This window comes from Leucobacter sp., assembly GCF_053528595.1.
Map to the genome: position 1 here is coordinate 42,023 of NZ_JAIVPF010000036.1, position 21,964 is coordinate 63,986.

A 21,964-nucleotide genomic window follows, 5' to 3' on the forward strand; every position below is an offset into this window, starting at 1 on the left:
GGCGAGAGCGGGGTCGACAGTCACGGCTCAAGGATATGCTGGCGCCGCTGCGCATTGCCCCCGGAGGAGCCAGGCGGCCCGCCGAACGACGAGAGCCGACCGATCAGAGCTTCCAGCGGCCCTTGCCCGACCAGCAGACTCCACACCACGGAGAGCACAATCGTGGCGAGCGTCATCGGGAGAAACGGGTCGAGATCGCGGAACGCATGCTCATGCGCGGAGCCGAGCAGGATCGTCGAGGCGAGGGCCCAGCCCACGATCTGCAGCACATAGGCCGTCAACGGCATCGACCCTACCGCCCGGAGCGGGAAGGTGAGCCACGGCAGCCGTCCGGCAGAGCACAGCAGCAGGCACACGCCGATCACCGCGATCGCGAAGCCGCCGCTCCCGATCGCCTCGAGCACGCCGCTCGAGTGCGGATCCGCCGTCCACCAGGCCTCAAGGAACGGTCGATCAGCCGACTCCTCCGACGACTCCGCGCCGGGGGAGAGACTGTATCCGGCTACCGCCAGCAACATGCCAAGGCCGAGTGCCGCCCACTGCACCCGCCGCGACCACATCCCCGCGCGCGCCAGACCGAGGCCCGCGAGGGTGAACGCGACCCACAGCGGAAACGGATAGTTCCATCCGATGTAGAGCCCGGTGAGCCAGCCTTCGTAGCTCTCCCACCACGGCGAGGCATTCGCCCACACCACCACGGGCGAAGCCACGAGCACGACGATCGCGGCTGCGAGGAACAGCCGTGAGGCGCGCTGCGCGAGCAGGGGGAGCGCCAGGACGAAGATGACCGCATAAGTCGGCAAGATGATCGCCGCCGGTACGTCGAGGCTGATGAGCAGCACGCCGATAAGCCAGATCAACAGCGCCCGGATCACCACCCGCAGCCTCGCCCGGCCGAGCCCGGCACCGCTCGGAGGCCTCGGGCCGCCCGTGGAGAGGCCGAGCGAGACGCCAGCGAGCGTGGCGAAGAGGATCGAGGAGCGACCGTTCACGATCGCCCCCCATGTCGACGGCTCCGTCCACGACAGCGAGCCGAGCCAGAGCAGATGCGCCGCCAACATGCCCAGCACCGCGAGCCCGCGAGCGAGGTCGACCCCCGCGACCCGGGCGGGGCCGTTCAGCCGCCGCCAGTTTCGTTCGATGCGGCGGCGCAGCGGAGTCGTGGGGGCGCTCGTCATGCTCCGCCGCCGATCCCGCGCCACTCGCTCATGGGTGCTTGACGCCCACCGGCTCGTCGTCGCTGATGTGCGCCGTCTCGATCTGGAAGGTCGAGTGGTTGACCGACACCTCGAAGTGCTCCGCTACGCACTCCTTCACCGCATGGAGCACTTCGGCAGCATGCCCGTCGGTGAAGCATTCATCCTCGACGACGACATGCGCGGTGATCGTCGGCAGACCGGTCGCGACCGTCGAAGCGTGCAGGTCGTGCACATCCTTGACGTGCTCGAGCTCGAGGATGTGCGCACGCACCTCGTCGAGATTGAGGCCCTTGGGGGTGAACTCCATGAGCACGCTCGTCGTCTCGCGCATCAGCTTGAAGGCGCGGGGCACGATGAGCGCGGCGATGAAGAGGCCGGCGAGGGCGTCGGCGCGCTGGAAGCCCGTGGTGGCGATCACGATGGCGGCGACGATCACGCCCAGGGAGCCGAGCGCGTCGTTGAGCACCTCGAGGAATGCGGCGCGCATATTGAAGTTTGCGCCTCGGCTCGAGGAGAGAATGAGGATGGCGGTGATGTTCGCGGCGAGGCCGACGATACCGAAGACCAGCAGCTCGGTCGCAGGCACCTCCGGCGGTTCGAATAGGCGCCGGATGCCCTCGATGGCGGTGTAAAAGCCGACCACGAGCAGTAGCGTCGCCTGCCCGAGCGCGGCGATCACCTCGATCCGGCGGAACCCCCAGGTGCGCGTCGACGTCGCCGGCCGCAGCATCAGTGTCGCCGCGATCAGCGCGACCAGCAGCCCCGAGGCGTCGGTGATGGCATGCGCGGTGTCAGTGAGCAGTGCGAGGCTTCCGGTGACGACGGAACCCACGGCCTGCGCGACGACGATCGTTGCGGTGATGCCGAAGGCGATCCAGAGCTTACGGCGATAGTCGCCGGGCTGTCCCGCCTCGGCCACGCCCGGGCCGTGATCATGTCCTGCGCCCATTCGAGATCTCCGTTCTCATTCGGTACTGGTCAATACACTTCACTATATAGATAACATCGTCGTTTGGCGATGTTATCTTTCGCCAATAAGTCGCGGCTGCCTCCGACCTAGAGTGATTGCCGATTCGGAGATAACATCGTGATATGACGATGCAAGCCGAACGTTCTCATGAGCTGCCGACGATTGCCGAAGCCGAGGCGCTGACCTCTGCGGCAGCCCTCTTCCATAGCCTCGGCGATCCTTCCCGACTGGTGATCCTGCAGCATCTGCAACTCGGGGAGCACCGCGTGGTCGACCTGGTGAAGCACCTCGGTCTCTCCCAGAGCACCGTCTCCAAGCATCTCGCCTGCTTGAAAGACACCGGCATGGTCGTCTCGCGAGCCGAGGGGCGGGCCTCGATGTACTCGCTCGCGCATCCCGACGCCGTCGTTGCGATCCTCGCAGCAGCCGAGAAGATGCTAGCTCTCACCGGGGACGCCGTCCGCTTGTGCCCCATGCATCATGAGGGCATCACCGCTGACTGACCGGCCAGCGTGCTCACTCCGGCGTCTCTTCGACAGGCGCGGGCTCGGCAGCCGCCGGCGACTGCGCGGGAGGCTGCTGTTTCGGCGGGAGACCAGCTTTCGCGCGCTCCTCGGCCTCGATCTGCTTATAGACCCGGCGCTCCGTGCGATCGGCCCGAGAGATCGCGCGGATCACGAACCAGAAGAAGGCGCCGATGATCACCGACGGGGTGAGCGACCAGAGCGCGTTCGCCCACCAGTTCTCCATGCGCAGAGGCTACTGTTGCATGCTGTGAGAACAATGCAATAACTCGACGAGATGTAGAGTAAAAATCATCGACGAGGAGGGTACGACATGGCCGGGGTGCGCAAACGCGAATGGGGCGGTCTCGAAGACGAGGTCATGCAACGACTCCACGAACAGGAGCGCGCCGTGAGCGCGCGCGAACTGCAGACCATGTTCAGCGAACCCGTGCCGGCCTACACGACGCTCATGACGGCACTTACCCGCTTGGAAGGGAAAGGCCGCGTCGAACGGATCGGCGACTCGCCCCGGAAGATCAGCTTCCGACCGCTGCGATCAAGTGAGAAGGAGGCGAGCGAGACGATGACCTCCGCGCTCGAGCAGGCCGCCGACCGGCGGGCCGCCCTGCTCGCCTTCGCCGGGAATCTCGCCGAAGACGACGTCGCCGCGCTCATGGACGCCTTCGGCGAGGCGAAGCCCGAAGGATAACCGACCGTGCTGCTCCTTGCCCTAGTTCTCCTGGGCACGGCCCTCGCGCTCGCCGTGCTCTGCCCGCGCGTGCTCACCGCAGGACGCTGGCACCTCTTCCACCCGAGAGCCGCGCTGACGGTCTGGTTCGGGTCGTTCGGCGTGGGCATCGCGACCGCCCTCGCCGGCATCGCCCTCGGCATCGTCGCGGTCGAGTCGCTGCGGCACACCATCCCGCACACCACCAGCGTGACCGTATCAGCGGTGATCTGGGTCGCCGCCGGGATCTCCGGCGTCTTCCTCGTCTTCGCCTTCACCTTCGCCGGCTCGCTGCAGTCCCTGCGCCCGGCCTCCCACTCCCACGCTGTCGCCTATGCGAGAGACGAGCACATCGGATTCACCCTCGTCCGCTTCCACTCGGAGACGCCCGAAGCCTATGCGGTCCCCGGCAGACGTCCCGAGATCTTCGTCTCCTCAGCCATGGAGCAGCTCCTCACCCCGCCGCAGTTGCAAGCCGTGCTCGCCCACGAGTTCGCCCATCTGCGCCACCAGCACGGACTCGCCATCCGCATTGCCCAGCTCAACACGCTCGTCCTGCCGGGTACCCGAGCCAGCCGAGCGCTCGAACGCGCCACCCGCCTGCAGATTGAGCTCGCTGCCGACGATGCCGCCGCCCGTCAAGTCGGGGCCGCACACCTCGCGAATGCACTCATCGTCCTCGCAGCCGCGACGCACGATGTCGGCATGACCCTCCGAGCCGAGCGCCTCACCCGGAAACGCTGGCCTACCCCGCAGCGACGCCGCATCCCGCAGGGCCTGCACGCCGCCGCACAGTTGCGCTGACCTCGTCGCGCCGGCTGCCCGCGCCAAGCTCGCGTACGTCTACATCTTGTAGTCTTAAGCGAGTATCCCGAGGAGAGGACGACGGCGATGGACGTGACCAGCAAGCAGGAGCTCACCGTCAACGGCATGACCTGCAGCCACTGCGCTCAGACGTTGACCACGGTGCTCAGCGCGCTCAGCGGCGTCGAGAACGTCGACGTCGACGTGACCTCCGGCCGGGTGATCCTCGACGTCGCCCACCCCCTCAGCACCAACGCCCTCACGCAGGCCGTCAGCGAGGCCGGCTTCGAACTCACCGCCATCCGCGAGCGGGCACGATGAGCAGCAGCGCGGCCACGACCACGCCCGCTCAGGCCTCACGGGAGCGCTCGCCACGTCGCACCGCCGTCGCTCTGGCGATCGCGGCATTCGGTCTCCTTGCGATCATCGTCCCCCCGATCGTCGCCACGCTCCGCATCGGGCCGGCCGCCTATGAACAGATCTACCTCACCTTCCCTGGCTTCGACGTCGCCGTGCCGACCGCGCTCGGGCAGGGACTCGGCGATCTCGCCGCCATGCTCACCCTCGGCGCCCTGCTGTACCTCCTGTTCTTCCGTGACGCTCGCGGCAAACAGGCCAAACGGATCGAGCCATGCCTCGAACTCGCCCTGCTGCGTATCGCCTCGGTCGCCTGGGCGATGGTGTCGGCAGGCATGGTGGTCTTCGAATCGCTCGACAGCAGCGGCATGCCCCTCGCGCGTCTCACGGAGCCGGGCGCATTCGCCTTCCTCTACGAGACGAGCGCCTTCCCGCGAGCCTGGACGGTGTCGCTGGTCGCCGCCGTCATCACCTCACTCGTCTGCCAGTTCGTCACCCGGTGGACAGGACTCCTCATCCCGCTCTGGGTGACCTGCTTCGGCATCCTCGCCCCCGTGGTCGTCGGGCAGATCCTCGTCGGCCCGAATCACGACCTCGGCAGCGACGCCGGCACCTATCAAACCCTCGCCACCGGAGCAGTCTTCGGCGTCATCCTCATCGCCGCCATCCGCGCCGCGAGCGGCCGCACCCTCGACCCGGTCATCGTCACCCGCCTCACCAGCTTCGTGCTCGCGGGCATTGCGCTCATCATCGCCACCGACCTCGTTCTGACCTGGTTCAAGCTTGCCGGATCGAGCCTCCTCGAGTCCGAGACGGGCTGGCAGATCCTCGCACGCTGGGCATGCCTGGCACTCCTCACCGTCGCCCTGCTCGGCTGGCGCGCGGCCCAGCGCGCAAACCCGGCACAGCCCGCTGCCCTGCCGCCCGCCATCGCGACCCTAGCGATCACCGGATGGATCGGGATCACCGCGGCGATGACGAGGATCCCGCCACCCCACTACTTCCAGCCCACCAGCATCTCCCAGGTGTTCCTCGGCTTCGACGTCGACGAGGCACCCTCGATGCTCGTGTGGTTGACGCACTGGCGGCCCAATCTCCTCTTCATCGTGCTCGCGATCGCCGCCATCGCCGCCTACCTCTGGGCGGTGCGCGTGCTACGCACGCGCGGCGACCGGTGGCCGATCGGCCGCACGGTCTCCTGGATCGGCGGGTGGTGCGTCATCGTCTTCGCCACGAGCTCGGGCTTCGGCAAGTACTCCGCCCCCGACTTCGGCACGCACATGATCGTGCACATGAGCCTGAACATGCTCGCCCCGATCCTCCTGGTGATGGGCGGCATCATCACCCTGCTGCTGCGGGCGACCCGCGCAGACCCCACCAGACCAGCAGGCCTGCACCTCTGGATCACCTGGATGCTGCACTGGAAGGCGCTCCGCCTCGTCTACAACCCGCTGTTCGTGTTCGTGCTCTTCGTCGGCTCCTACTACGGGCTGTACTTCACCGGGATCTTCGAAGAGGGCATGCGGTTCCACTGGGCGCACCAGCTCATGAACGTCCACTTCATCATCGCCGGGTACCTCTTCTACGGGCTCGTAATCGGGGTCGACCGACCGCCGCGCCCCCTCCCGCACATCGGCAAGCTCGGCTTCGTGCTCGCCGCGATGCCGTTCCACGCGTTCTTCGGCGTGATCCTGATGATGGCTGATGGCGAGTGGATCGCGGAGAACTTCTACCTCTACTTCGGGCTGCCCTGGACAAACCTCCAAGCCTCCCAATACCTCGGCGGCGGCGTCGCCTGGGCTGGCGGCGAGCTGCCGCTGCTGCTCGTCATCATCGCGCTCGGCATCCAATGGTCGCGGCAGGACGCGAAAGAGGCCCGCCGCAAGGATCGACACCTGGACTCCGGCCGCGATGAGGAGTTCGACGACTACAACAAGATGCTCGAAACTCTCGCCAATCGACGGCAAGCCGCAGGCCCTGGACGACCCGCGCCCCGGAGCGAAGAGGAGCCCCAGTCGTGACCCTCGCCCCCGACGTCGTCGAGCCGTTGCAGCTCGACGTCTCAGGCATGACCTGCGCCGCCTGCGCGGGACGCGTCGAGCGCGCCCTGAACAAGATCGAGGGTGTCACCGCGAGCGTGAACTACGCGACCGAGCGCGCCATCGTCTCTGGCCTCGGCGCCGCTCGCGCGAGCGAAGCACTCGAGCGCGTCGAGAAAGCCGGCTACGGGGCGCGCATCCACGACGACGCCGACGACGCCTGGTCAAAGCGCGCTACCGAAGTGCGCATCACCTCGCTGCGCAGACGGCTCATCCTCGCCGCCGTGCTCACCGTGCCGCTCATGGATCTCACGATCGTGCTCGCCCTCGTCCCCGAGTGGCGCTTCCCCGGCTGGGAATGGCTCTGCGTCGCCCTCGCCGTGCCGATCGTCACCTGGGCGGCCTGGCCGTTCCACAAGGCCACCCTCAGAAACCTCCGCCACGGCGACGTCAGCATGGATACCCTCGTCTCCCTCGGCATCGCCGCGTCCTTCGGCTGGTCGGTTGTGACGCTGCTACTCGGTATCGAGGGGAGCGGGGCCGGATACTGGCTTGGCATCGGCGCCACTCCCGAGGGGGCAAACGCCATCTATCTGGACGTCGCCGCCGGCATGACCACCTTTCAGCTCGCCGGCCGCTACTTCGAAACCCGCTCACGCCGCAAAGCCGGCGACGTGCTCGGCGCTCTCAGCGAGCTTGCCGCCACGCACGTCCGCATCCAGCGCGACGGCACCGAGGAGATCAGGCCCGCCACGGAACTCCGCGTCGACGACGTGTTCGTCGTGCTCCCCGGCGAAACTCTCCCCGCCGACGGCACCATCATCGTCGGTAGCGCCGACATCGACGCCAGCATGCTCACCGGCGAACCGCTCCCCGTCACTGCCTCGAGCGGCGATGCGGTGATCGGCGGCACGATCAGCACCAACGGCCGCCTCGAAGTGCGCACGAGCTCGGTCGGCGCACACACCCAGCTCGCGCAGATGACCGCCCTCGCCGAACAAGCCCAGGCCCGCAAAGCCCGCGTGCAGACCCTCGTCGACCGCGTCACCCGCTACTTCGTACCCGGAGTGATCGTTCTCGCCATCCTCGTCACCACTGGGTGGATGCTCGCCGGCCGCTCCTTTGAAGAGGCCTTCGGGATCGGGATCTCCACCCTCATCATTGCCTGCCCATGCGCCCTCGGGCTCGCCACTCCGACCGCGCTCATGGTCGGCATCGGCCGGGGCGCCAGCCTCGGCATCCTCGTGAAGGGGCAGGACGCGCTCGAGGCGAGCGGCACGATCACCACCGTGGTGCTCGACAAGACCGGTACCCTCACCACCGGCGAGATGACCGTGCGCAGCATCGCCACCGTTCCCGGCGTCGCCGAGCACGAGCTGCTACGCGTCGCCGCCTCCGTGGAGCAGGGATCGGAGCACCTCATCGCCCGTGCCATCGTCGCGGCCGCGAAGCAGCAGATCGCCGACCTCGACCCCGTCAGAGACTTCATCGCCGTGCCCGGCCGGGGCGCCTCCGGCACCGTCGCCGGCGACACCGTCCACATCGGCAGCCTCGCCTACCTGGACGAGCAGGGCGTCTCGACCGGTGCCGCCCGCGTCTACCTCACCGAGGCCGACGCCACGGAATCGACCGTGTTCGTCTCCCAGGCAGGACGCCTGATCGGGCGCTTCGGACTCGCCGACACCATCAAGCCGAACGCCCGTGCTGCAATCCAAGCGCTGCAGCAACAGGGCCTCACCACCGTGCTGCTCACCGGCGACTCCCGAACGGCCGCAGAGGAGATCGCCGACACCCTCGGCATCGACCGCGTCTCCGCAGAAGTGCTGCCCGCCGAGAAAGGCGATGCGATTCGCGAGCTGCAAGCGGCGGGAGAGCGGGTCGCGATGGTCGGCGACGGCATCAACGACGCCGTCGCCCTCGCCGCCGCCGACCTCGGCCTCGCCGTCGTCTCCGGCACCGACATCGCCCTCAAATCGGCCGACGTCATCCTCGTTCGGGAAGACCTCGCCGTGATCCCCGAGGCGATCGAGCTCTCCCGTCGCACCCTTCGCACCATCCGCGTGAACCTCGGCTGGGCGTTCGGCTACAACCTCGCCGCGATCCCGATCGCCGCTGCCGGCTTACTGAATCCCCTCATCGCCGCCGGCGCCATGGCACTCTCCTCGGTGCTCGTCGTCTTCAACAGCCTTCGGCTGCAGAACTACCGCCGCCGGATATAGACGGGCTCTCAAAGGTGCGACCACCCCAATACGCGCGCTTCGACGTTGCCCCGATCTCGAAGCGTCGACTGCGCTGGGAGCTCGCGATCGTGCTCGCACTGTCTTTCGGCTACGCGGGCGTGCAGTCGATCATCACGATCCTGCGCCGCCTCAGCCAGGAGACCGCGCTCGCCTCCCAGACCGCCACCATCAACCGGCCGCTGGCCGAGCAGCCCCTCTTCGACCTCGCCTACCAGCTGCTCGGCTTCGTGGGGGAACTCGCACCCGTCGCGCTCGTGGCGTATCTGCTCTGGCGCACAGCGGCCCCGCACCTGGGAAACCTCGGCCTCGGACGGCTCCCCGGCAGGGGCGGCCGGTGGTGGCTGGCAGACACCGGCTGGGGTGTCGTGCTCGCGGCTGCGATCGGGATCCCGGGGCTCGCGTTCTACCTCTTCTCGCGCATCATCGGGATCAACGCGAACGTCGTACCGACCGCCCTCGACGCCTACTGGTGGACGGTGCCCGTGCTGATCCTCTCCGCCCTGCGTGCAGCTCTCGGCGAGGAACTCATCGTCGTCGCCTACTTCTTCGACCGTATGCGACGCCTCGGGGTCGGCCCGATCTCCACCATCGTCTCAAGCGCACTGCTGCGCGGCAGCTACCACCTCTACCAGGGCATCGGCGCATTCATCGGCAACGTGGTCATGGGGCTCCTCTTCGGCTGGGTCTACCACCGCTGGGGGAGGTCGTTGCCGCTCATCGTCGCGCACTGGCTGCTCAACATCGTCAGCTTCGTCGGCTACCCGCTCGCGCTGCTGCTCTGGCCCACTCTCTTCCAAGTCGCGCCATAGCAGGCCGACTACCCGTTCATGAGCAGCAGCATCGCCGTCATCCCCGCCGCCATCAGGCAGTGGCAGAGCGCGTGCAACCGATCCCCGCGAACCGTCGCCGCGCGGAAGGCCCACCACAGTGCGATCGCTGCGCTTCCAGCCACAAACACCACGTTGACGACGTCCACCCACACCGGGGTGGTCATCGCCAACATCATCGCCTCATCAGCGGCCTCTCCGTGGCCGCCACCGTGCTCCCCGCCGCCCATGTCCGCCATGAGCAGCGGCATCGCCGCGATCATCCACACCATCGCGCCAGCGAGCCAGATATGCCCGGCGAGATCGACGCGGCGGGCCGGCAACGGCGCCTTCCAGAGCCCCGGCACTAGGGCGAGCGCAAGTACGGTGAAGACCACGATCTGCGCCCAGTTCGACGCCGCCGGAATCGACATCATCCAGCACATCGCGATCATCCCGGCGCTCATCACCAGGTGCATGAGATGGATCGCCATCGACTCGAGCACCGGGCCGCGCCGCGCGCCGGGAGGGGGCCGGTGCGCGATGAGGCGCACGAGGCAGTACACCCCGGTGAACGCGAAGACGACGGTGAGAATCAGATTCCACGGGGAAGCCAGCATACCCACGAGCTTACATCTACATCATGTAGAGTACGGGCCAAGGCCCGCATCCCTCGAGGTTCCCCGAACCCGGGGGAGGGGAGGAGACATCCCGGGCGCCCGGCGCGGCCCAGAACCCCTGCGGCGTCTGCGAAAGGAATACTGACCATGACCGGACTCACCTTCGCCGTCGGCGGCATCCTCACCGCCACCGGCGTCGTCGCCTACTTCGCGTCCGACGCGAGCAGCATGACCGCACTCATCCCCTCCGCACTCGGCGTGCTCATCCTCGTCGCAGCCGTCATCTCACGCGCGCCGAAAGCCCGCCGCCACGCGATCCACGCCGCCCTCGCGATCGCCCTCCTCGGAATCGCCGGCACCGCGATGAACGTGATGAAGATCGGGGAACTCTTCGCCGGCACCGCCGAGCGACCGAACGCCGTGATCGCGAGCACCGTCACCTTCGTCGTGCTCCTCGTATTCCTCGCCGTCGGCATCGCCTCCTTCGTCCGCGCCCGCCGCTACCGCGCGCAGCAGCCGACGAACGCCCCCGCCTGAGCCGCAACCGCAGTTCCCCGCATGTCCAGCCCCGAGTCCGAGCCCCACGCGCCGTCTGCAGTGTCGCCGTCCTGGGGCTGGGCACGGGGCACGCCGCCGCAGCTGCGCATCATGGAGACCGAACCGCTCGACTACCACAGCCTGCTGCGCGGCACCTCCGCCTACCGATGGTGGAAACCGCTCGCCCTGCTCCTGCTGTCAGGGGCCTTCTTCGGCATCCTCACCGTGGTAGTCACCGTGGCCGTCATCCCAGTGCTCCTGCTCACGGATCCCGACTATCCGGCGCAGGTCGCCGCCGGCACTGCCGCGGCGCTCGACACCCAACGGCCCGTCTCGGTACTCGTGAGCATGGTGTCGATCATCATCATGCTCCCGGCGGTGCTGCTCGCGATGCTCGTCCTCGGCATGCGGCCCATCGGCCTGATCTGGTCAGTCGCGGCCCGCATGCGCTGGGGGCTGCTCGGGCGACTGTTCGTCATCTCCGTGCTCGCGATCGCCGTGATGAACCTCGTCGGTATCGCCGCAGGCGTGCTCCTCGAGCCCGCCACCGACCCTGCAGCGGCTGCGAACGAGACTGCCTTCGATGCACGCGCCGCGCTGCTATCGATGCTGCTCGTGCTGCTCCTGGTGCCGCTGCAATCCACTGCCGAAGAGATCGTCTTCCGGGGACTCTTCATGCAGGTGCTGGGAGCCTGGCTCAGAAACCCCTGGTTCGCGATCCTGATCCCCTCGATCGGCTTCGCGTCCCTCCACATCTACGACATCTGGGGACTCCTCGCCGTCGGGTTGCTTGGCGCAGTATCCGCCTGGCTCACCTGGCGCACCGGCGGCCTCGAGGCAGCGATCGCGATCCACGTCGTCAACAACTACGTCGCTTTCGGCATCATGGCGTCGGGCCTCACCGGGGAAACCGCGCAGACCACAGGCGACGGCAGCGCCGCCGGACTGATCGGCCAGATCGCCGGTCTTGCGCTCTTCGCCTGGCTCACGCTGCGCGTCTTCACACGGGGCGGGTACGGCCGGCAGCGCATCGACCTCATCCAGCACACCTCCGCGCCGAAGGAGCGGGGAACCCGGTAGAGCGCCGCCGAGTCGACACCGGGAGAGCAGTCCCGCGTCGCACGCCCACACTAACCCAGAAATCGAGAGTAAGAGAGACACCATGGACGCCGACACTCGCCGCATCCTCGTGCACGCCCTCGGAGCCGTCCTAACAGTCGGCCTGCTCGGAGGACTCGCCGCCTGTGCCGCCACGAAGCCCGAGGTCACCCCCTCTGCCGAGGACGCCGCCCCCGCCGTCACGGTACGGGCCTACGACAACGCCTACGACATAGCCGAGGTCGAGGTTGCCGAGGGCGAAGCGGTGCGCTGGGTGTTCGAGGGACAGAACGAGCACGATGTCGTCGCCCAGGATGCGAGCTTCGTGAGCGATCTCATGCGACAGGGCAGCTTCACCCATGTCTTCGACCAGGCCGGCAGCTACGAATACGACTGTTCCATTCACGCGGAGATGAAAGGCGTCGTCAACGTGACGGCCGACTGACCCGTGCCCAGGATCCCGCATGCAGAGCGCCTCTGCCCGGCCGCTGCATTCGTATCGAGCAGCCGTCATCCGTTCAGCCTCCCCTTGTGTAGATTCGAACCATGACCACGAGCGCTGAGACACCGCTACGCCGACGACGCATCGGCTTCGCCTGGTTCTCGATCGTGGCCGGCATCGTCGGCTGGTTCGCCTCCTTCGAACTGCTCACCGAGTACATCAAGACCCTGCAGGAACCCACCCACGCGCCCAACTGCAACATCTCGAAGCTCGTCACCTGCGGGCCGAACATGGACTCCTGGCAGGGTTCCCTCTTCGGGTTCTCCAACACCATCATCGGCGTCACCGCCTTCACCGCGCCGATCCTCGTCGGGGCCGCGATCCTCGCCGGAGCACACTTCGCCCAATGGTTCTGGCGGCTCTACTGCCTCGGCCTCCTCGGAGGCATCGTCTTCATCACCTGGCTGCAGTACCAGAGCTTCTACTCTCTCGGCACCCTCTGCCCCTGGTGCATGGTCGTCTGGACGGCCATGATCCCGCTCTGGTGGGTCACCGTCGCGAAAGCCGGCGCCGACGGCCTCCTCCTCCCGGGCGACTCCGCCATGCGCGCGCTCAAAGGATTCGCGTCCTGGGCATGGGTCGCGATCCTCCTCCACTTCGTCATTGTCGCCACCGTCGCGCAGCTCGCCGTCGACTGGCTCTTGGAGTTCCGACTCTGACTCGGCAACGCGCGACGAACTCCCAGGCTGCGGCAGTCAACTTCACAGCCAGGGAGCGACCCGGCTGCTTTACGCTGACATCATGAACTGCCCCAGCGATGGAACCACCCTGTTGATGAGCGAGCGACAGGGAGTCGAAGTCGACTACTGCCCGCAGTGCCGGGGCATCTGGCTCGACCGGGGCGAGCTAGACAAGATCCTCGAGCGTATGCAGGCCGAAAGCGACGCGGCGCCAGGCTCGCAGTATGCAGAACCCCGCTATGACGACTACGAGGCACCCCGGTACGACGATCGACGTCGCGACAGTCATCACGACGACCGCCGACGAGAAGGCCACCACGGTGACCGACGCGGCGGCTACTCCGACGATCGCCAACGCGACCCCCGCTACCGCAAAAAGAAGAGTCCCTTCGAGTTCCTCGGAGACATCTTCGACTCCTGAGAGCTTCAGCACAGTCGTAGCTGCAGACGGTAGTCGGCCCTACGCCCGGACGATCATGAGCTCGTCCCAATGAGTTGTCGCCCTGGGCGTCAGCAGTCCACGCTTCATCTGCCAGGCCGGGCCGGGCCGGAGACCGCCATAGCCGAGCCCGAGCACCTCTCGGCCGGCCTTCTTCTGCACCGCGTCCACGAGCGTCGCGATACTCGCATCCTCGTGGACGTGCCTGAACAACTCGAGGGCCTGGTGCGCCTCAGCCGCGTGCAGATCCGTAAGCAGGAGCCCGGCCCGCGCATACCGCGTTCCCTCCTGAATCTGCGGGAGCAGCAGATGTGCCGCTCGCGTCAGCATGACCGGATCGGCCGTCGGATAGGGGAGCGGCACCCGGACAGCCGGATAGTGCTGCTGCTCGTGCCAGTGACTCGTGCCGGCGAACGCCTGCACCGACTTCGCCACCTGCCGGTGCTTCACCAGGCGCGCCGCGGCCTGCTGCGCATAGATCGAGAGCGCCTGCCGCATCCCCTCAATCGTGGACACCTTCTCTGAGAAGGAACGCGACACGATCAGCTCGTCTTTCTTCCCCGTGCGATCCTCCTCCGGGCCGATGCACGCGACCCCGCGCAGCTCGAGCGCGGTACGCATGACGACCACGGAAAAGCAGCGTCGGATCTGCGCAGGATCCGCGGTGGCGAGATCCCACACGGAGGTGATGCCGTACCCTGCGAGCCGCCGCTCGAGGCGCCGCGCGATCCCCCAGACCTCCGAGACCGGCAGTCGGCGCATCAGCTGCTCGCGCCACGCCTCCCGCGTCGCCGGCCACACGCACACCCCTTCGAAGACCGGGATCTTCTTGGCCGCGCGGTTCGCGAGCTTCGCGAGGGTGCGGGTCGGCGCGATCCCGACGCAGACGGGCACGCCGACGAGCCGGCGCACCTCGTCTCTGATTGTGCGCCCGAGCACCGACATGGCCTCGGGATCGGCCGAAGTCCGACGATCCACCGCGGCGAACGCCTCGTCGATCGAATACACGTCGAGCTCGTGCGTGAAGCGCTCGAGCACCTCTACTGGTAGGTCCGATTGTTGAAGAGTGCACTTTTCATGCACTGTTCGTCGATGATGCGGAGGTCACGCGCGAAGGGCGTTGGCAGCCCTGCCTGAGCACGGTAGGTGAACATCCGGTGACAAAGCCGGCATGGGCTCGCGAACTGATTCGATAGATGTCAATATAGAAGTATGTCGAATCAAGAAGTCGAACTGGTCATCGTCGGGTCCGGTCCCGCCGGATACACCGCGGCGGTCTACGCGGCCCGCGCGGGTCTTGCGCCGAACGTGATCGCGGGCTCGGTCACCGCGGGCGGTGCGCTGATGACGACGACCGAGGTGGAGAACTTCCCCGGCTTCGTCGATGGCGTGCAGGGGCCGGAGCTGATGGAGTCGATGCGGGCGCAGGCTGAGCGGTTCGGCGCTCGGATCGTCTACGACGACGCGATTCGCCTCGAGCTCGACGGCGACGTGAAGACCCTCGAGACGGGTGCCGGGATGACGTACCGGGCGCGGGCGGTGATCCTGACGATGGGTTCCGCGTACCGCAAGCTCGGCCTCCCCGAGGAAGAGCGCCTGTCGGGGCACGGAGTGTCCTGGTGCGCGACCTGCGACGGGTTCTTCTTCCGCGACAAGGAGATCGCCGTGATCGGTGGCGGGGATTCCGCGATGGAGGAGGCGCTGTTCCTCACCCGGTTCGCATCGAAAGTCACCGTCGTGCACCGCCGGGACGAGTTCCGAGCGTCGAGAATCATGGCACAGCGCGTGCTGGACGATCCGAAGATCGAGGTCGCCTGGAACAGCGAGGTCGCCGCGATCCTCGGCGACGAGCAGGTCACCGGGCTCACGCTGCGCGACACGATCACCGGGGCCGAGCGGAGGCTCGACGCGACGGGGGTGTTCGTCGCGATCGGGCACGACCCGCGCTCCGAGCTCGTGACTGGGCAGGTCGACACCGACGCGGACGGGTACGTGCGGGTCGCGCGCCCGTCGACGCGGACGAATCTGGCCGGGGTGTTCGCGGCCGGGGATCTCGTCGACCACACGTATCGGCAGGCGATCACCGCCGCGGGCACCGGCTGCGCGGCCGCGCAGGACGCCCAGCACTACCTGTCGCACCTCGCACCCGCCACCGTTTCCGAGCCTGTTCTGGAGGTCTCCGTATGAGCACCGTCACCCCCGTCACCGACGCCACCTTCCAGGCCGAGGTGCTCGAGTCCGAGCTGCCCGTCGTGGTCGACATCTGGGCGACCTGGTGCGGCCCGTGCAGGGCGATCGCCCCGATCCTGGACCAGCTCGCCGGCGAGTACGAGGGCCGGGTGAAGATCGTGAAGATCGACGCCGACCAGAACCCCGAGACCGTGACCGCGGCCGGCGTGACCTCGATCCCGACCCTCGGCTTCTACCGGAACGGGGAACGTGTCGACGTGCTGATCGGCGCGCACCCGAAACCCGTCTACGTCGCGAAGCTCGAGGAGCTGCTCGCATGACCGACGCCCTGACCCGCACCACCCCGAAACGGCTCTCCACCCTCGACAAGTGGCTGCCGCTCTGGATCGGCCTCGCGATGGTCGCCGGCCTCGTGCTCGGCCGGTTCGTGCCGGCGCTCTCCGACGCGCTGTCTGCGATGGAGGTCGGCGGGATCTCGGTCCCGATCGGGCTGGGCCTGCTGGTGATGATGTACCCCGTGCTCGCGAAGGTCCGCTACGACAAGGTCGCAGCCGTCACGGGTGACAAGAAGCTCCTGGTCTCCTCGCTCGTGCTGAACTGGCTCGTCGGGCCCGCGGTGATGTTCGCGCTCGCGTGGATCTTCCTGCCGGACCTGCCCGAGTACCGGACCGGGCTAATCATCGTCGGCCTCGCCCGATGCATCGCTATGGTCGTGATCTGGAACGACCTCGCCTGCGGCGACCGCGAGGCGACCGCGGTGCTCGTCGCGATCAACTCGGTCTTCCAGGTCGTGATGTTCTCGGTGCTGGGCTGGTTCTACCTGACTGTGCTGCCGGGCTGGCTGGGCCTGGACGCACAGGGACTGGAGATCTCGGTCTGGCAGATCGCGCTGAACGTGCTCGTGTTCCTCGGGATCCCGCTCATCGCGGGCTTCGCGTCCCGCTTCATCGGCGAGAAGCGCAAGGGGCGCGACTGGTACGAAGAGAAGTTCCTCCCGAGGATCGGGCCGTGGGCGCTCTACGGGCTGCTGTTCACGATCGTGCTGCTGTTCGCACTGCAGGGCAACGCGGTGCTGGCGAAGCCTCTCGACGTGGCGCGCATCGCGCTGCCGCTGCTGGTCTACTTCGGCCTGATGTGGTTCGCGGGGCTGCTGCTCGGCAAGGGCATCGGCCTCGGCTACGCGCGGTCGACGACGCTGGCGTTCACCGCGGCGGGCAACAACTTCGAGCTCGCGATCGCCGTCGCCATCGGGACCTTCGGGGCCGCCTCCGGCCAGGCGCTGGCCGGCGTCGTGGGTCCGCTCATCGAGGTCCCTGTGCTCGTCGGCCTCGTCTACGTCTCCCTCTGGGCCGCCAGAGCCTGGTTCCGCACGGATCCGTATACCGCTGAATCGAGGACGTCATGACCGACGCTGCCACCATCCCCGACGCCGAGGCATGCTCGCCGTCGACGACCCACGCAATCGGCGCGGAGGCGGCGAGCACGGTCGCCAGTGCTCTGAAGGCGCTGGCGGACCCGCTGCGGCTGCGGATGCTCTCCGCGATCGCGGCCGACCCGCGCGGCGAGTCCTGCGTGTGCGACCTCGCCGAGCTGGCAGAGGTCTCCCAGCCGACGGTCTCGCACCACCTGAAGGTGCTCAAGGAGACCGGGATGCTGGCCTCCGAGCGGCGCGGCACCTGGGTCTGGTACCGCATCGCGCCGGGCAAGCAGCGCGCCGTCGCGTCCCTCCTCGACGCGTTCGCTCCCGCCGCGGCCGTCACCGACGAACCCGAAGACGCCGCAGCACGGGCCGAGGCCCTGCAGCAGATGGACGCCCGCGTGACCCGCCTCGCCGAAGAGCTCGCGGACGAGCTCACCGGGCTGAACCGGGACCTCGTGATCGCGATCGTGCGCGAGTCCTACGCCGGCCTGGTGCGTTCAGCGAAGCTGACGGCGCACATGATCCCGCTGACCGAACGGTTCGCCCGGCAGCGCCTCGCCGACCTGGCCAGGGACCGCTCGGCCGGGGTGCCGCAGGTGCTGTTTGTGTGCGTGCAGAACGCGGGCCGCTCCCAGCTCGCCGCCGCGATCGTCAACCAGCTCGCAGGCGGTGCCGTGATCGCCCGCTCAGCAGGCTCCGCCCCTGCCTCGGACATGCACCCGCACGTGCGCTCCCTGCTCACGGAGATCGAGGGCGAGCAGGAAGCCGAGACGGCGTTCCCGAAGCCGCTCACCGACGACGCCGTGCGCGCGGCCGACGTGGTGGTCACCATGGGCTGCGGCGACGTCTGCCCGATCATCCCCGGCGTCCGCTACGAGGACTGGGCCGTGGGCGACCCGGCTCTCGCTTCCCCGGACGGGGTCGACGCGATCCGCCACGATATCGAGGGCCGCGTCCGCGAGCTCCTCGCCACGCTCACCGACTGAACGAAAGCGAACAACAATGACTGACCAGAAGCCTTCCGTCCTCTTCGTCTGCGTCCACAACGCCGGGCGCTCCCAGATGGCCGCCGGCTGGCTCCGCGAGCTCGCAGGCGACCGCGTCGAGGTCCGCTCCGCCGGATCCATACCCGCCGACCAGATCAACTCCGTCGCCGTCGAGGCGATGCGCGAAGTCGGCATCGACATCACCGCCGAACAGCCGAAAGTGCTCACCACCGAAGCGGTGCAGGACTCCGACGTGGTGATCACCATGGGCTGCGGCGACGCGTGCCCGTTCTTCCCCGGCAAGCGCTACGAGGACTGGAAGCTCGACGACCCGGCCGGACAGGGCATCGATGCCGTGCGCCCGATCCGGGACGAGATCAAAGGTCGCGTCGAAACGCTGCTGGCGGAACTGCTCGTCTGAGGGACTGCGAGGGACTGCGAGCACGGGAGGGGCAGCGGCCAATGGCCCTGCCTCTCCGCTGTGTTTCCGGGTTTCCTGGTCCCTGCGGCGAACACCGATGTGCCGTGAGGCGTGCGCCATCGATCGCGCTACAGCCCGTTCTTGCTCTACCGGGACGCGCCTCGCAGCGCTGCTTCGATCTGCTCCTGCGTAGGCGCTCCGGCGAACCCGTTCCTCGTCGCATAGACGCGGCACGCGAGCGAGCGGACCGGTGCTGTCGGGAACAGGTCGACGCCGTCGACGAGGATCGTGGGCGAGCCTCCGAACCGGGTGCTTACCGCCTCGGCCTCGGTCCGGATCGTGACCAGCTCGACAGGCACGGCCCTGAATCCAAGAGCGTCCAGTGCTGCGCGCGCGTTGGCTTCGGCCACGTCCGTGTTCGGGCAACCGACAATGTGCAGCAGCTCGACCTTCATGCGGCATCCTCGAATCGCGCGTCGTTCGACGCCCGGTCCGGGCCTGGCGGGAGAAGGATCAGGCAGAGCAGGCCGACACCGGCGACGACGAAGACATCGGCGACGTTCCCGACGAACAGGTCGCCGTAGGCGAGGAAGTCCGTGACCTGCCCCTGTCCGAAGGAGGGCGGGTTCAGGAGCCGGTCGACGAGGTTGCCGACCGCGCCGCCGAGGACCAGGCCCAACGCGGCACCCCACCGCGCGCCACGCAGCCGCACAGCGAACACAACTACCGCGATGGCGGCGAGGAGGCCGACGAGGGTGAAGATCCAGGTGGACCCGGAGCCGAGCGAGAACGCGGCTCCGGGGTTGTAGACCAGGGACAGGCCGAACAGGTCGCCGACCAGCGGAACCCGCTCGCCAGAAGTCAACTGCGCCACAGCGAGGGCCTTCGACCCCTGATCGAGGGCCACGGCGAGCACGGCGACCGCGAGGGCGACGCCGAGTGCCCTCCGACCTTTCGGGGAGGGCGGGCTCGTCCCCTCGGCGACGACGGTGCCCTGCGCGGTCACGCGATCGACTTCCTGGTGCGCGCGGCGCGCAGCCCGTTGAGGATCACGATCACCTCGGCGATCTCGTGCACCAGCACCACCGCGGCCAGCCCCAGCACGCCGAACAGGGCCAGCGGCAGCAGGGCGGTGATGATCAGCAGCGACAGGATGATGTTCTGATTGATAATGCGCCGTCCGCGACGGGCGTGGTCGAACGCCCGCGGGAGGAGCCGCAGGTCGTGGCCGGTGAAGGCGACGTCGGCGGACTCGATCGCGGCGTCGGAGCCGGTCGCGCCCATCGCGATGCCGATGTCCGCGGCGGCGAGGGCGGGGGCGTCGTTGATGCCGTCGCCGATCATCGCGACCGAGCCGTGCCTGCCCAGCTCGCCGATCGCGGCGGCCTTGTCCTCCGGGCGCAGCTCGGCGCGCACATCCTCGATCCCGGCCTGCGCGGCCAGCGCCCGGGCGGTGCGGGCGTTGTCGCCGGTGAGCATGGTCATCCCGACGCCCTGGGCGGCGAGGGTGCGGACCACCTCGGGGACTTCGGGTCGCAGCTCGTCGCGGACCCCGATCGCGGCGACCGGGACGCCGTCGCGGTGCACGATCACGACGGTCATGCCCTGCTCCTCCAGGCCCGCCACCTGGTCCTTGAGCGTCCCGGCGTCCAGCCATCGAGGGCTGCCGACGGTGACTCGGGCCCCGTCGAGGGTGCCCTCGATGCCGTGCCCGGCCTGCTCGGTCACGTCCAGGGCGGCGGGGGCTCCGGGCGAGGCGGCGGTGATCGCGGCGGCCAGCGGGTGGGTGCTGTGCTGCTCCAGGGATGCCGCCCAGGCCAGGGCCTGCGCCTCGGTCACGCCGTCGGCGGTGAGGATGGCGGTGACGGCGGGCTCGTTGCGGGTGAGGGTGCCGGTCTTGTCGACGGCGACGTGGCGGATCACGCCGAACCGTTCGAACACGGCACCGGACTTGATGATCACGCCGAACCTGCTCGCTGAGCCGATCGCGGCGACGACGGTCAGCGGGACGGAGATCGCCAGCGCGCACGGCGACGCGGCGACGAGCACCACGAGGGCGCGGGTGATCCACAGCTCCGGGTCGCCCAGCAGCGAGCCGATGACCGCGACGAGGGCGGCGAGGATCAGCACGCCGGGCACGAGCGGGCGGGCGATGCGGTCGGCCAGGCGGGCGCGGTCGCCCTTCTCGGCCTGCGCCTGCTCCACCAGCTCCACGATCGTGGTCAGCGAGTTGTCGGTGCCCGCTGCGGTCGTCTCGACCTCCAGGGCACCGGCGGTGTTGATCGCCCCGGCCGACACCGCGTCGCCGGGCTCGACCTCCACCGGGATCGACTCCCCGGTGATCGCCGAGGTGTCCAGGCTCGACCGGCCCGTCCGGACGATCCCGTCGGTCGCGATCCGCTCACCCGGACGCACGAGCATCAGCTGACCAACGGCCAGATCCTTCGCGGCGACCTCCACGGGCGCGCCGTCCTGCCGGATGGTCGCGGTCTCCGGGACCAGCTTGAGCAGCGCCCGCAGCCCGCCGCGGGCGCGGTCCATGGCCTTGTCCTCCAGCGCTTCGGCGATGGAGTACAGGAACGCCAGCGCCGCGGCCTCCTCGACGTAGCCGAGGATGACCGCGCCGACCGCGCTGATCGTCATCAGCAGCCCGATGCCCAGCTTGCCCGTGAACAGCTTGCGGATCGCGCCGGGCGTGAACGTCGACGCACCCAGCAGCAGGCCGATCCAGAACGCCACCAGCGCCGGGATCTCCGCACCCGTCCATTCCAGGACCAGGCCCGTACCGAACGCTACGCCGGAGAGCACCGGGACCATGATCCCGCGGTCACGCCACCACGGACGCTCCCGCTCCTCCTCGGCCTCCTCGCCGACCCGGGTCTCCGGCTCGTCGCAGCCGCACGCCGCGCTCACGCGCCCGCTCCCGTCCCACAGCAGCCCGGCACCGTGCACTCGGCGTCCATGCACGGCGCGTGCTCGTCCACGGCCAGCGTCACGTCCACCAGCGCCGTGAGCGCCGCCGCGAGGTGCGGGTCGGCGATCTCGTAGCGCGTCTGCCGACCCTCGGGCTCGGCGACTACGATCCCGCAGTCGCGAAGACAGGTCAGATGGTTCGACACGTTGGAGCGCGTCAGCTCCAACTCGCGCGAGAGCACGGCCGGGTAGCTCGGGCCGTCCAGCAGGGTCATCAGGATCCGGGAGCGCGTCGGGTCCGCCATGGCCCGGCCCAGCCGGTTCATGACGTCGAGACGCGAAGCAATAGTCAGCATGCACTGAACTATACAGCAAGCACTGAACTATTGTCGATGATGGCGAACCATGCACCCGCGACCCAGCAGCGGCACTCCCGCCCCCGCGGAGCCCTCACGACACCCGCACCGGCGGGCGCGGTACAGTCGCAGAGGAGGCAGTTCCTCGAACATC

At 68.3% G+C, this 21,964-nt stretch carries 26 protein-coding genes; 17 read left to right on the forward strand and 9 right to left on the reverse strand.

All coding sequences use genetic code 11. The features are described 5' to 3' along the window. Nucleotides 1-20: 20 nt before the first annotated feature. Both ACWKZU_RS07260 and ACWKZU_RS07265 read right to left on the reverse strand, forming a co-directional pair. A complete protein-coding gene (locus tag ACWKZU_RS07260) occupies nt 21-1,178 on the reverse strand; it encodes a heparan-alpha-glucosaminide N-acetyltransferase domain-containing protein (RefSeq protein WP_024356168.1) in 1,158 nt (385 codons plus the stop codon). Nucleotides 1,179-1,206: 28 nt separating this feature from the next. Beyond that, complete coding sequence (locus ACWKZU_RS07265; RefSeq protein ID WP_024356167.1) at nt 1,207-2,148, reverse strand: cation diffusion facilitator family transporter; 942 nt, start codon at nt 2,146-2,148, stop codon at nt 1,207-1,209. Nucleotides 2,149-2,291: 143 nt separating this feature from the next. Between ACWKZU_RS07265 and ACWKZU_RS07270 the strand changes: the two genes are divergently transcribed. Then, nucleotides 2,292-2,672 carry an ArsR/SmtB family transcription factor gene (locus tag ACWKZU_RS07270; RefSeq protein WP_017883902.1) on the forward strand — a complete coding sequence of 127 codons (381 nt, stop codon included), beginning with the start codon at nt 2,292-2,294 and terminating at the stop codon, nt 2,670-2,672. A 13-nt stretch (nt 2,673-2,685) separates the two neighbouring features. On the opposite strand, the gene ACWKZU_RS07275 is transcribed toward ACWKZU_RS07270, so the two are convergent. Further along, nucleotides 2,686-2,919, reverse strand: coding sequence for a hypothetical protein (locus ACWKZU_RS07275; protein ID WP_017883901.1), 234 nt, complete (start codon nt 2,917-2,919; stop codon nt 2,686-2,688). A gap of 87 nt (nt 2,920-3,006) precedes the next feature. On the opposite strand from ACWKZU_RS07275, the gene ACWKZU_RS07280 reads away from it, so the two are divergent. From ACWKZU_RS07280 to ACWKZU_RS07305, 6 genes are all read left to right on the forward strand, one after another. After that, complete coding sequence (locus tag ACWKZU_RS07280) at nt 3,007-3,384, forward strand: BlaI/MecI/CopY family transcriptional regulator (protein WP_017883900.1); 378 nt, start codon at nt 3,007-3,009, stop codon at nt 3,382-3,384. 6 nt (nt 3,385-3,390) lie between these two features. Next, entirely contained in the window at nt 3,391-4,206 is an 816-nt protein-coding gene (locus ACWKZU_RS07285) for a M56 family metallopeptidase (protein ID WP_017883899.1), read from the forward strand. Nucleotides 4,207-4,293: 87 nt separating this feature from the next. After that, nucleotides 4,294-4,527 (forward strand): heavy-metal-associated domain-containing protein, encoded by a 234-nt coding sequence (locus ACWKZU_RS07290; RefSeq protein WP_017883898.1) that lies wholly within the window; start codon nt 4,294-4,296, stop codon nt 4,525-4,527. Next, nucleotides 4,524-6,584 carry a cytochrome c oxidase assembly protein gene (locus ACWKZU_RS07295; protein ID WP_017883897.1) on the forward strand — a complete coding sequence of 687 codons (2,061 nt, stop codon included), beginning with the start codon at nt 4,524-4,526 and terminating at the stop codon, nt 6,582-6,584. The genes ACWKZU_RS07290 and ACWKZU_RS07295 overlap by 4 nt, the downstream gene beginning before the upstream one ends. After that, nucleotides 6,581-8,821, forward strand: coding sequence for a heavy metal translocating P-type ATPase (locus tag ACWKZU_RS07300; protein ID WP_200114760.1), 2,241 nt, complete (start codon nt 6,581-6,583; stop codon nt 8,819-8,821). Before ACWKZU_RS07295 ends, ACWKZU_RS07300 begins: the two co-directional genes overlap by 4 nt. 14 nt (nt 8,822-8,835) lie before the next feature. Next, on the forward strand, nt 8,836-9,651 hold the full coding sequence (locus ACWKZU_RS07305) for a CPBP family intramembrane glutamic endopeptidase (RefSeq protein ID WP_017883895.1): 816 nt from the start codon (nt 8,836-8,838) through the stop codon (nt 9,649-9,651). 8 nt (nt 9,652-9,659) lie between these two features. Here the strand turns inward: ACWKZU_RS07305 and ACWKZU_RS07310 are convergent, their stop codons facing one another. Next, a complete protein-coding gene (locus ACWKZU_RS07310; protein WP_017883894.1) occupies nt 9,660-10,268 on the reverse strand; it encodes a DUF5134 domain-containing protein in 609 nt (202 codons plus the stop codon). A 147-nt stretch (nt 10,269-10,415) separates the two neighbouring features. Between ACWKZU_RS07310 and ACWKZU_RS07315 the strand changes: the two genes are divergently transcribed. From ACWKZU_RS07315 to ACWKZU_RS07335, 5 genes are all read left to right on the forward strand, one after another. Further along, entirely contained in the window at nt 10,416-10,805 is a 390-nt protein-coding gene (locus tag ACWKZU_RS07315) for a hypothetical protein (protein ID WP_024356163.1), read from the forward strand. Between the two features lie 21 nt (nt 10,806-10,826). Continuing rightward, complete coding sequence (locus tag ACWKZU_RS07320) at nt 10,827-11,885, forward strand: CPBP family intramembrane glutamic endopeptidase (protein ID WP_024356162.1); 1,059 nt, start codon at nt 10,827-10,829, stop codon at nt 11,883-11,885. Between the two features lie 82 nt (nt 11,886-11,967). Continuing rightward, nucleotides 11,968-12,348: a cupredoxin domain-containing protein gene (locus ACWKZU_RS07325; protein ID WP_017883892.1), complete on the forward strand. Its 381-nt coding sequence runs from the start codon at nt 11,968-11,970 to the stop codon at nt 12,346-12,348. 101 nt (nt 12,349-12,449) lie between these two features. Continuing rightward, entirely contained in the window at nt 12,450-13,064 is a 615-nt protein-coding gene (locus ACWKZU_RS07330; RefSeq protein ID WP_017883891.1) for a vitamin K epoxide reductase family protein, read from the forward strand. 82 nt (nt 13,065-13,146) lie between these two features. Next, nucleotides 13,147-13,506 (forward strand): TFIIB-type zinc ribbon-containing protein, encoded by a 360-nt coding sequence (locus ACWKZU_RS07335; RefSeq protein WP_024356160.1) that lies wholly within the window; start codon nt 13,147-13,149, stop codon nt 13,504-13,506. 39 nt (nt 13,507-13,545) lie between these two features. On the opposite strand, the gene ACWKZU_RS07340 is transcribed toward ACWKZU_RS07335, so the two are convergent. Further along, nucleotides 13,546-14,562 (reverse strand): DinB/UmuC family translesion DNA polymerase, encoded by a 1,017-nt coding sequence (locus ACWKZU_RS07340; protein ID WP_017883889.1) that lies wholly within the window; start codon nt 14,560-14,562, stop codon nt 13,546-13,548. 174 nt (nt 14,563-14,736) lie between these two features. Here ACWKZU_RS07340 and trxB point away from each other — a divergent pair, with 174 nt between their 5' ends. The 5 genes from trxB to ACWKZU_RS07365 are packed head-to-tail and all read left to right on the forward strand — an operon-like array spanning nt 14,737 to nt 18,541. Next, nucleotides 14,737-15,711, forward strand: coding sequence for a thioredoxin-disulfide reductase (gene trxB, locus ACWKZU_RS07345; RefSeq protein ID WP_449281702.1), 975 nt, complete (start codon nt 14,737-14,739; stop codon nt 15,709-15,711). Continuing rightward, the gene (gene trxA, locus ACWKZU_RS07350; protein WP_010157039.1) at nt 15,708-16,034 is read left to right on the forward strand and encodes a thioredoxin; all 327 of its coding nucleotides are present in this window, start codon (nt 15,708-15,710) and stop codon (nt 16,032-16,034) included. The genes trxB and trxA overlap by 4 nt, the downstream gene beginning before the upstream one ends. Beyond that, entirely contained in the window at nt 16,031-17,119 is a 1,089-nt protein-coding gene (gene arsB / locus ACWKZU_RS07355) for an ACR3 family arsenite efflux transporter (protein WP_010157040.1), read from the forward strand. Before trxA ends, arsB begins: the two co-directional genes overlap by 4 nt. Beyond that, nucleotides 17,116-18,120 (forward strand): metalloregulator ArsR/SmtB family transcription factor, encoded by a 1,005-nt coding sequence (locus ACWKZU_RS07360; protein ID WP_010157041.1) that lies wholly within the window; start codon nt 17,116-17,118, stop codon nt 18,118-18,120. The genes arsB and ACWKZU_RS07360 overlap by 4 nt, the downstream gene beginning before the upstream one ends. Nucleotides 18,121-18,136: 16 nt before the next feature. Continuing rightward, complete coding sequence (locus tag ACWKZU_RS07365; RefSeq protein WP_010157043.1) at nt 18,137-18,541, forward strand: arsenate reductase ArsC; 405 nt, start codon at nt 18,137-18,139, stop codon at nt 18,539-18,541. Between the two features lie 146 nt (nt 18,542-18,687). Here the strand turns inward: ACWKZU_RS07365 and ACWKZU_RS07370 are convergent, their stop codons facing one another. Genes ACWKZU_RS07370 through cmtR form a run of 4 tightly spaced genes read right to left on the reverse strand, consistent with a single transcriptional unit; the run spans nt 18,688 to nt 21,810 of the window. Beyond that, entirely contained in the window at nt 18,688-18,996 is a 309-nt protein-coding gene (locus ACWKZU_RS07370) for a hypothetical protein (RefSeq protein ID WP_010157044.1), read from the reverse strand. Continuing rightward, nucleotides 18,993-19,547, reverse strand: coding sequence for a signal peptidase II (lspA, locus tag ACWKZU_RS07375; RefSeq protein WP_010157045.1), 555 nt, complete (start codon nt 19,545-19,547; stop codon nt 18,993-18,995). Before lspA ends, ACWKZU_RS07370 begins: the two co-directional genes overlap by 4 nt. Beyond that, nucleotides 19,544-21,454, reverse strand: coding sequence for a heavy metal translocating P-type ATPase (locus tag ACWKZU_RS07380; protein WP_193743400.1), 1,911 nt, complete (start codon nt 21,452-21,454; stop codon nt 19,544-19,546). The genes lspA and ACWKZU_RS07380 overlap by 4 nt, the downstream gene beginning before the upstream one ends. Beyond that, nucleotides 21,451-21,810 (reverse strand): Cd(II)/Pb(II)-sensing metalloregulatory transcriptional regulator CmtR, encoded by a 360-nt coding sequence (gene cmtR / locus ACWKZU_RS07385; protein WP_017883886.1) that lies wholly within the window; start codon nt 21,808-21,810, stop codon nt 21,451-21,453. The genes ACWKZU_RS07380 and cmtR overlap by 4 nt, the downstream gene beginning before the upstream one ends. Nucleotides 21,811-21,964: the final 154 nt, after the last annotated feature.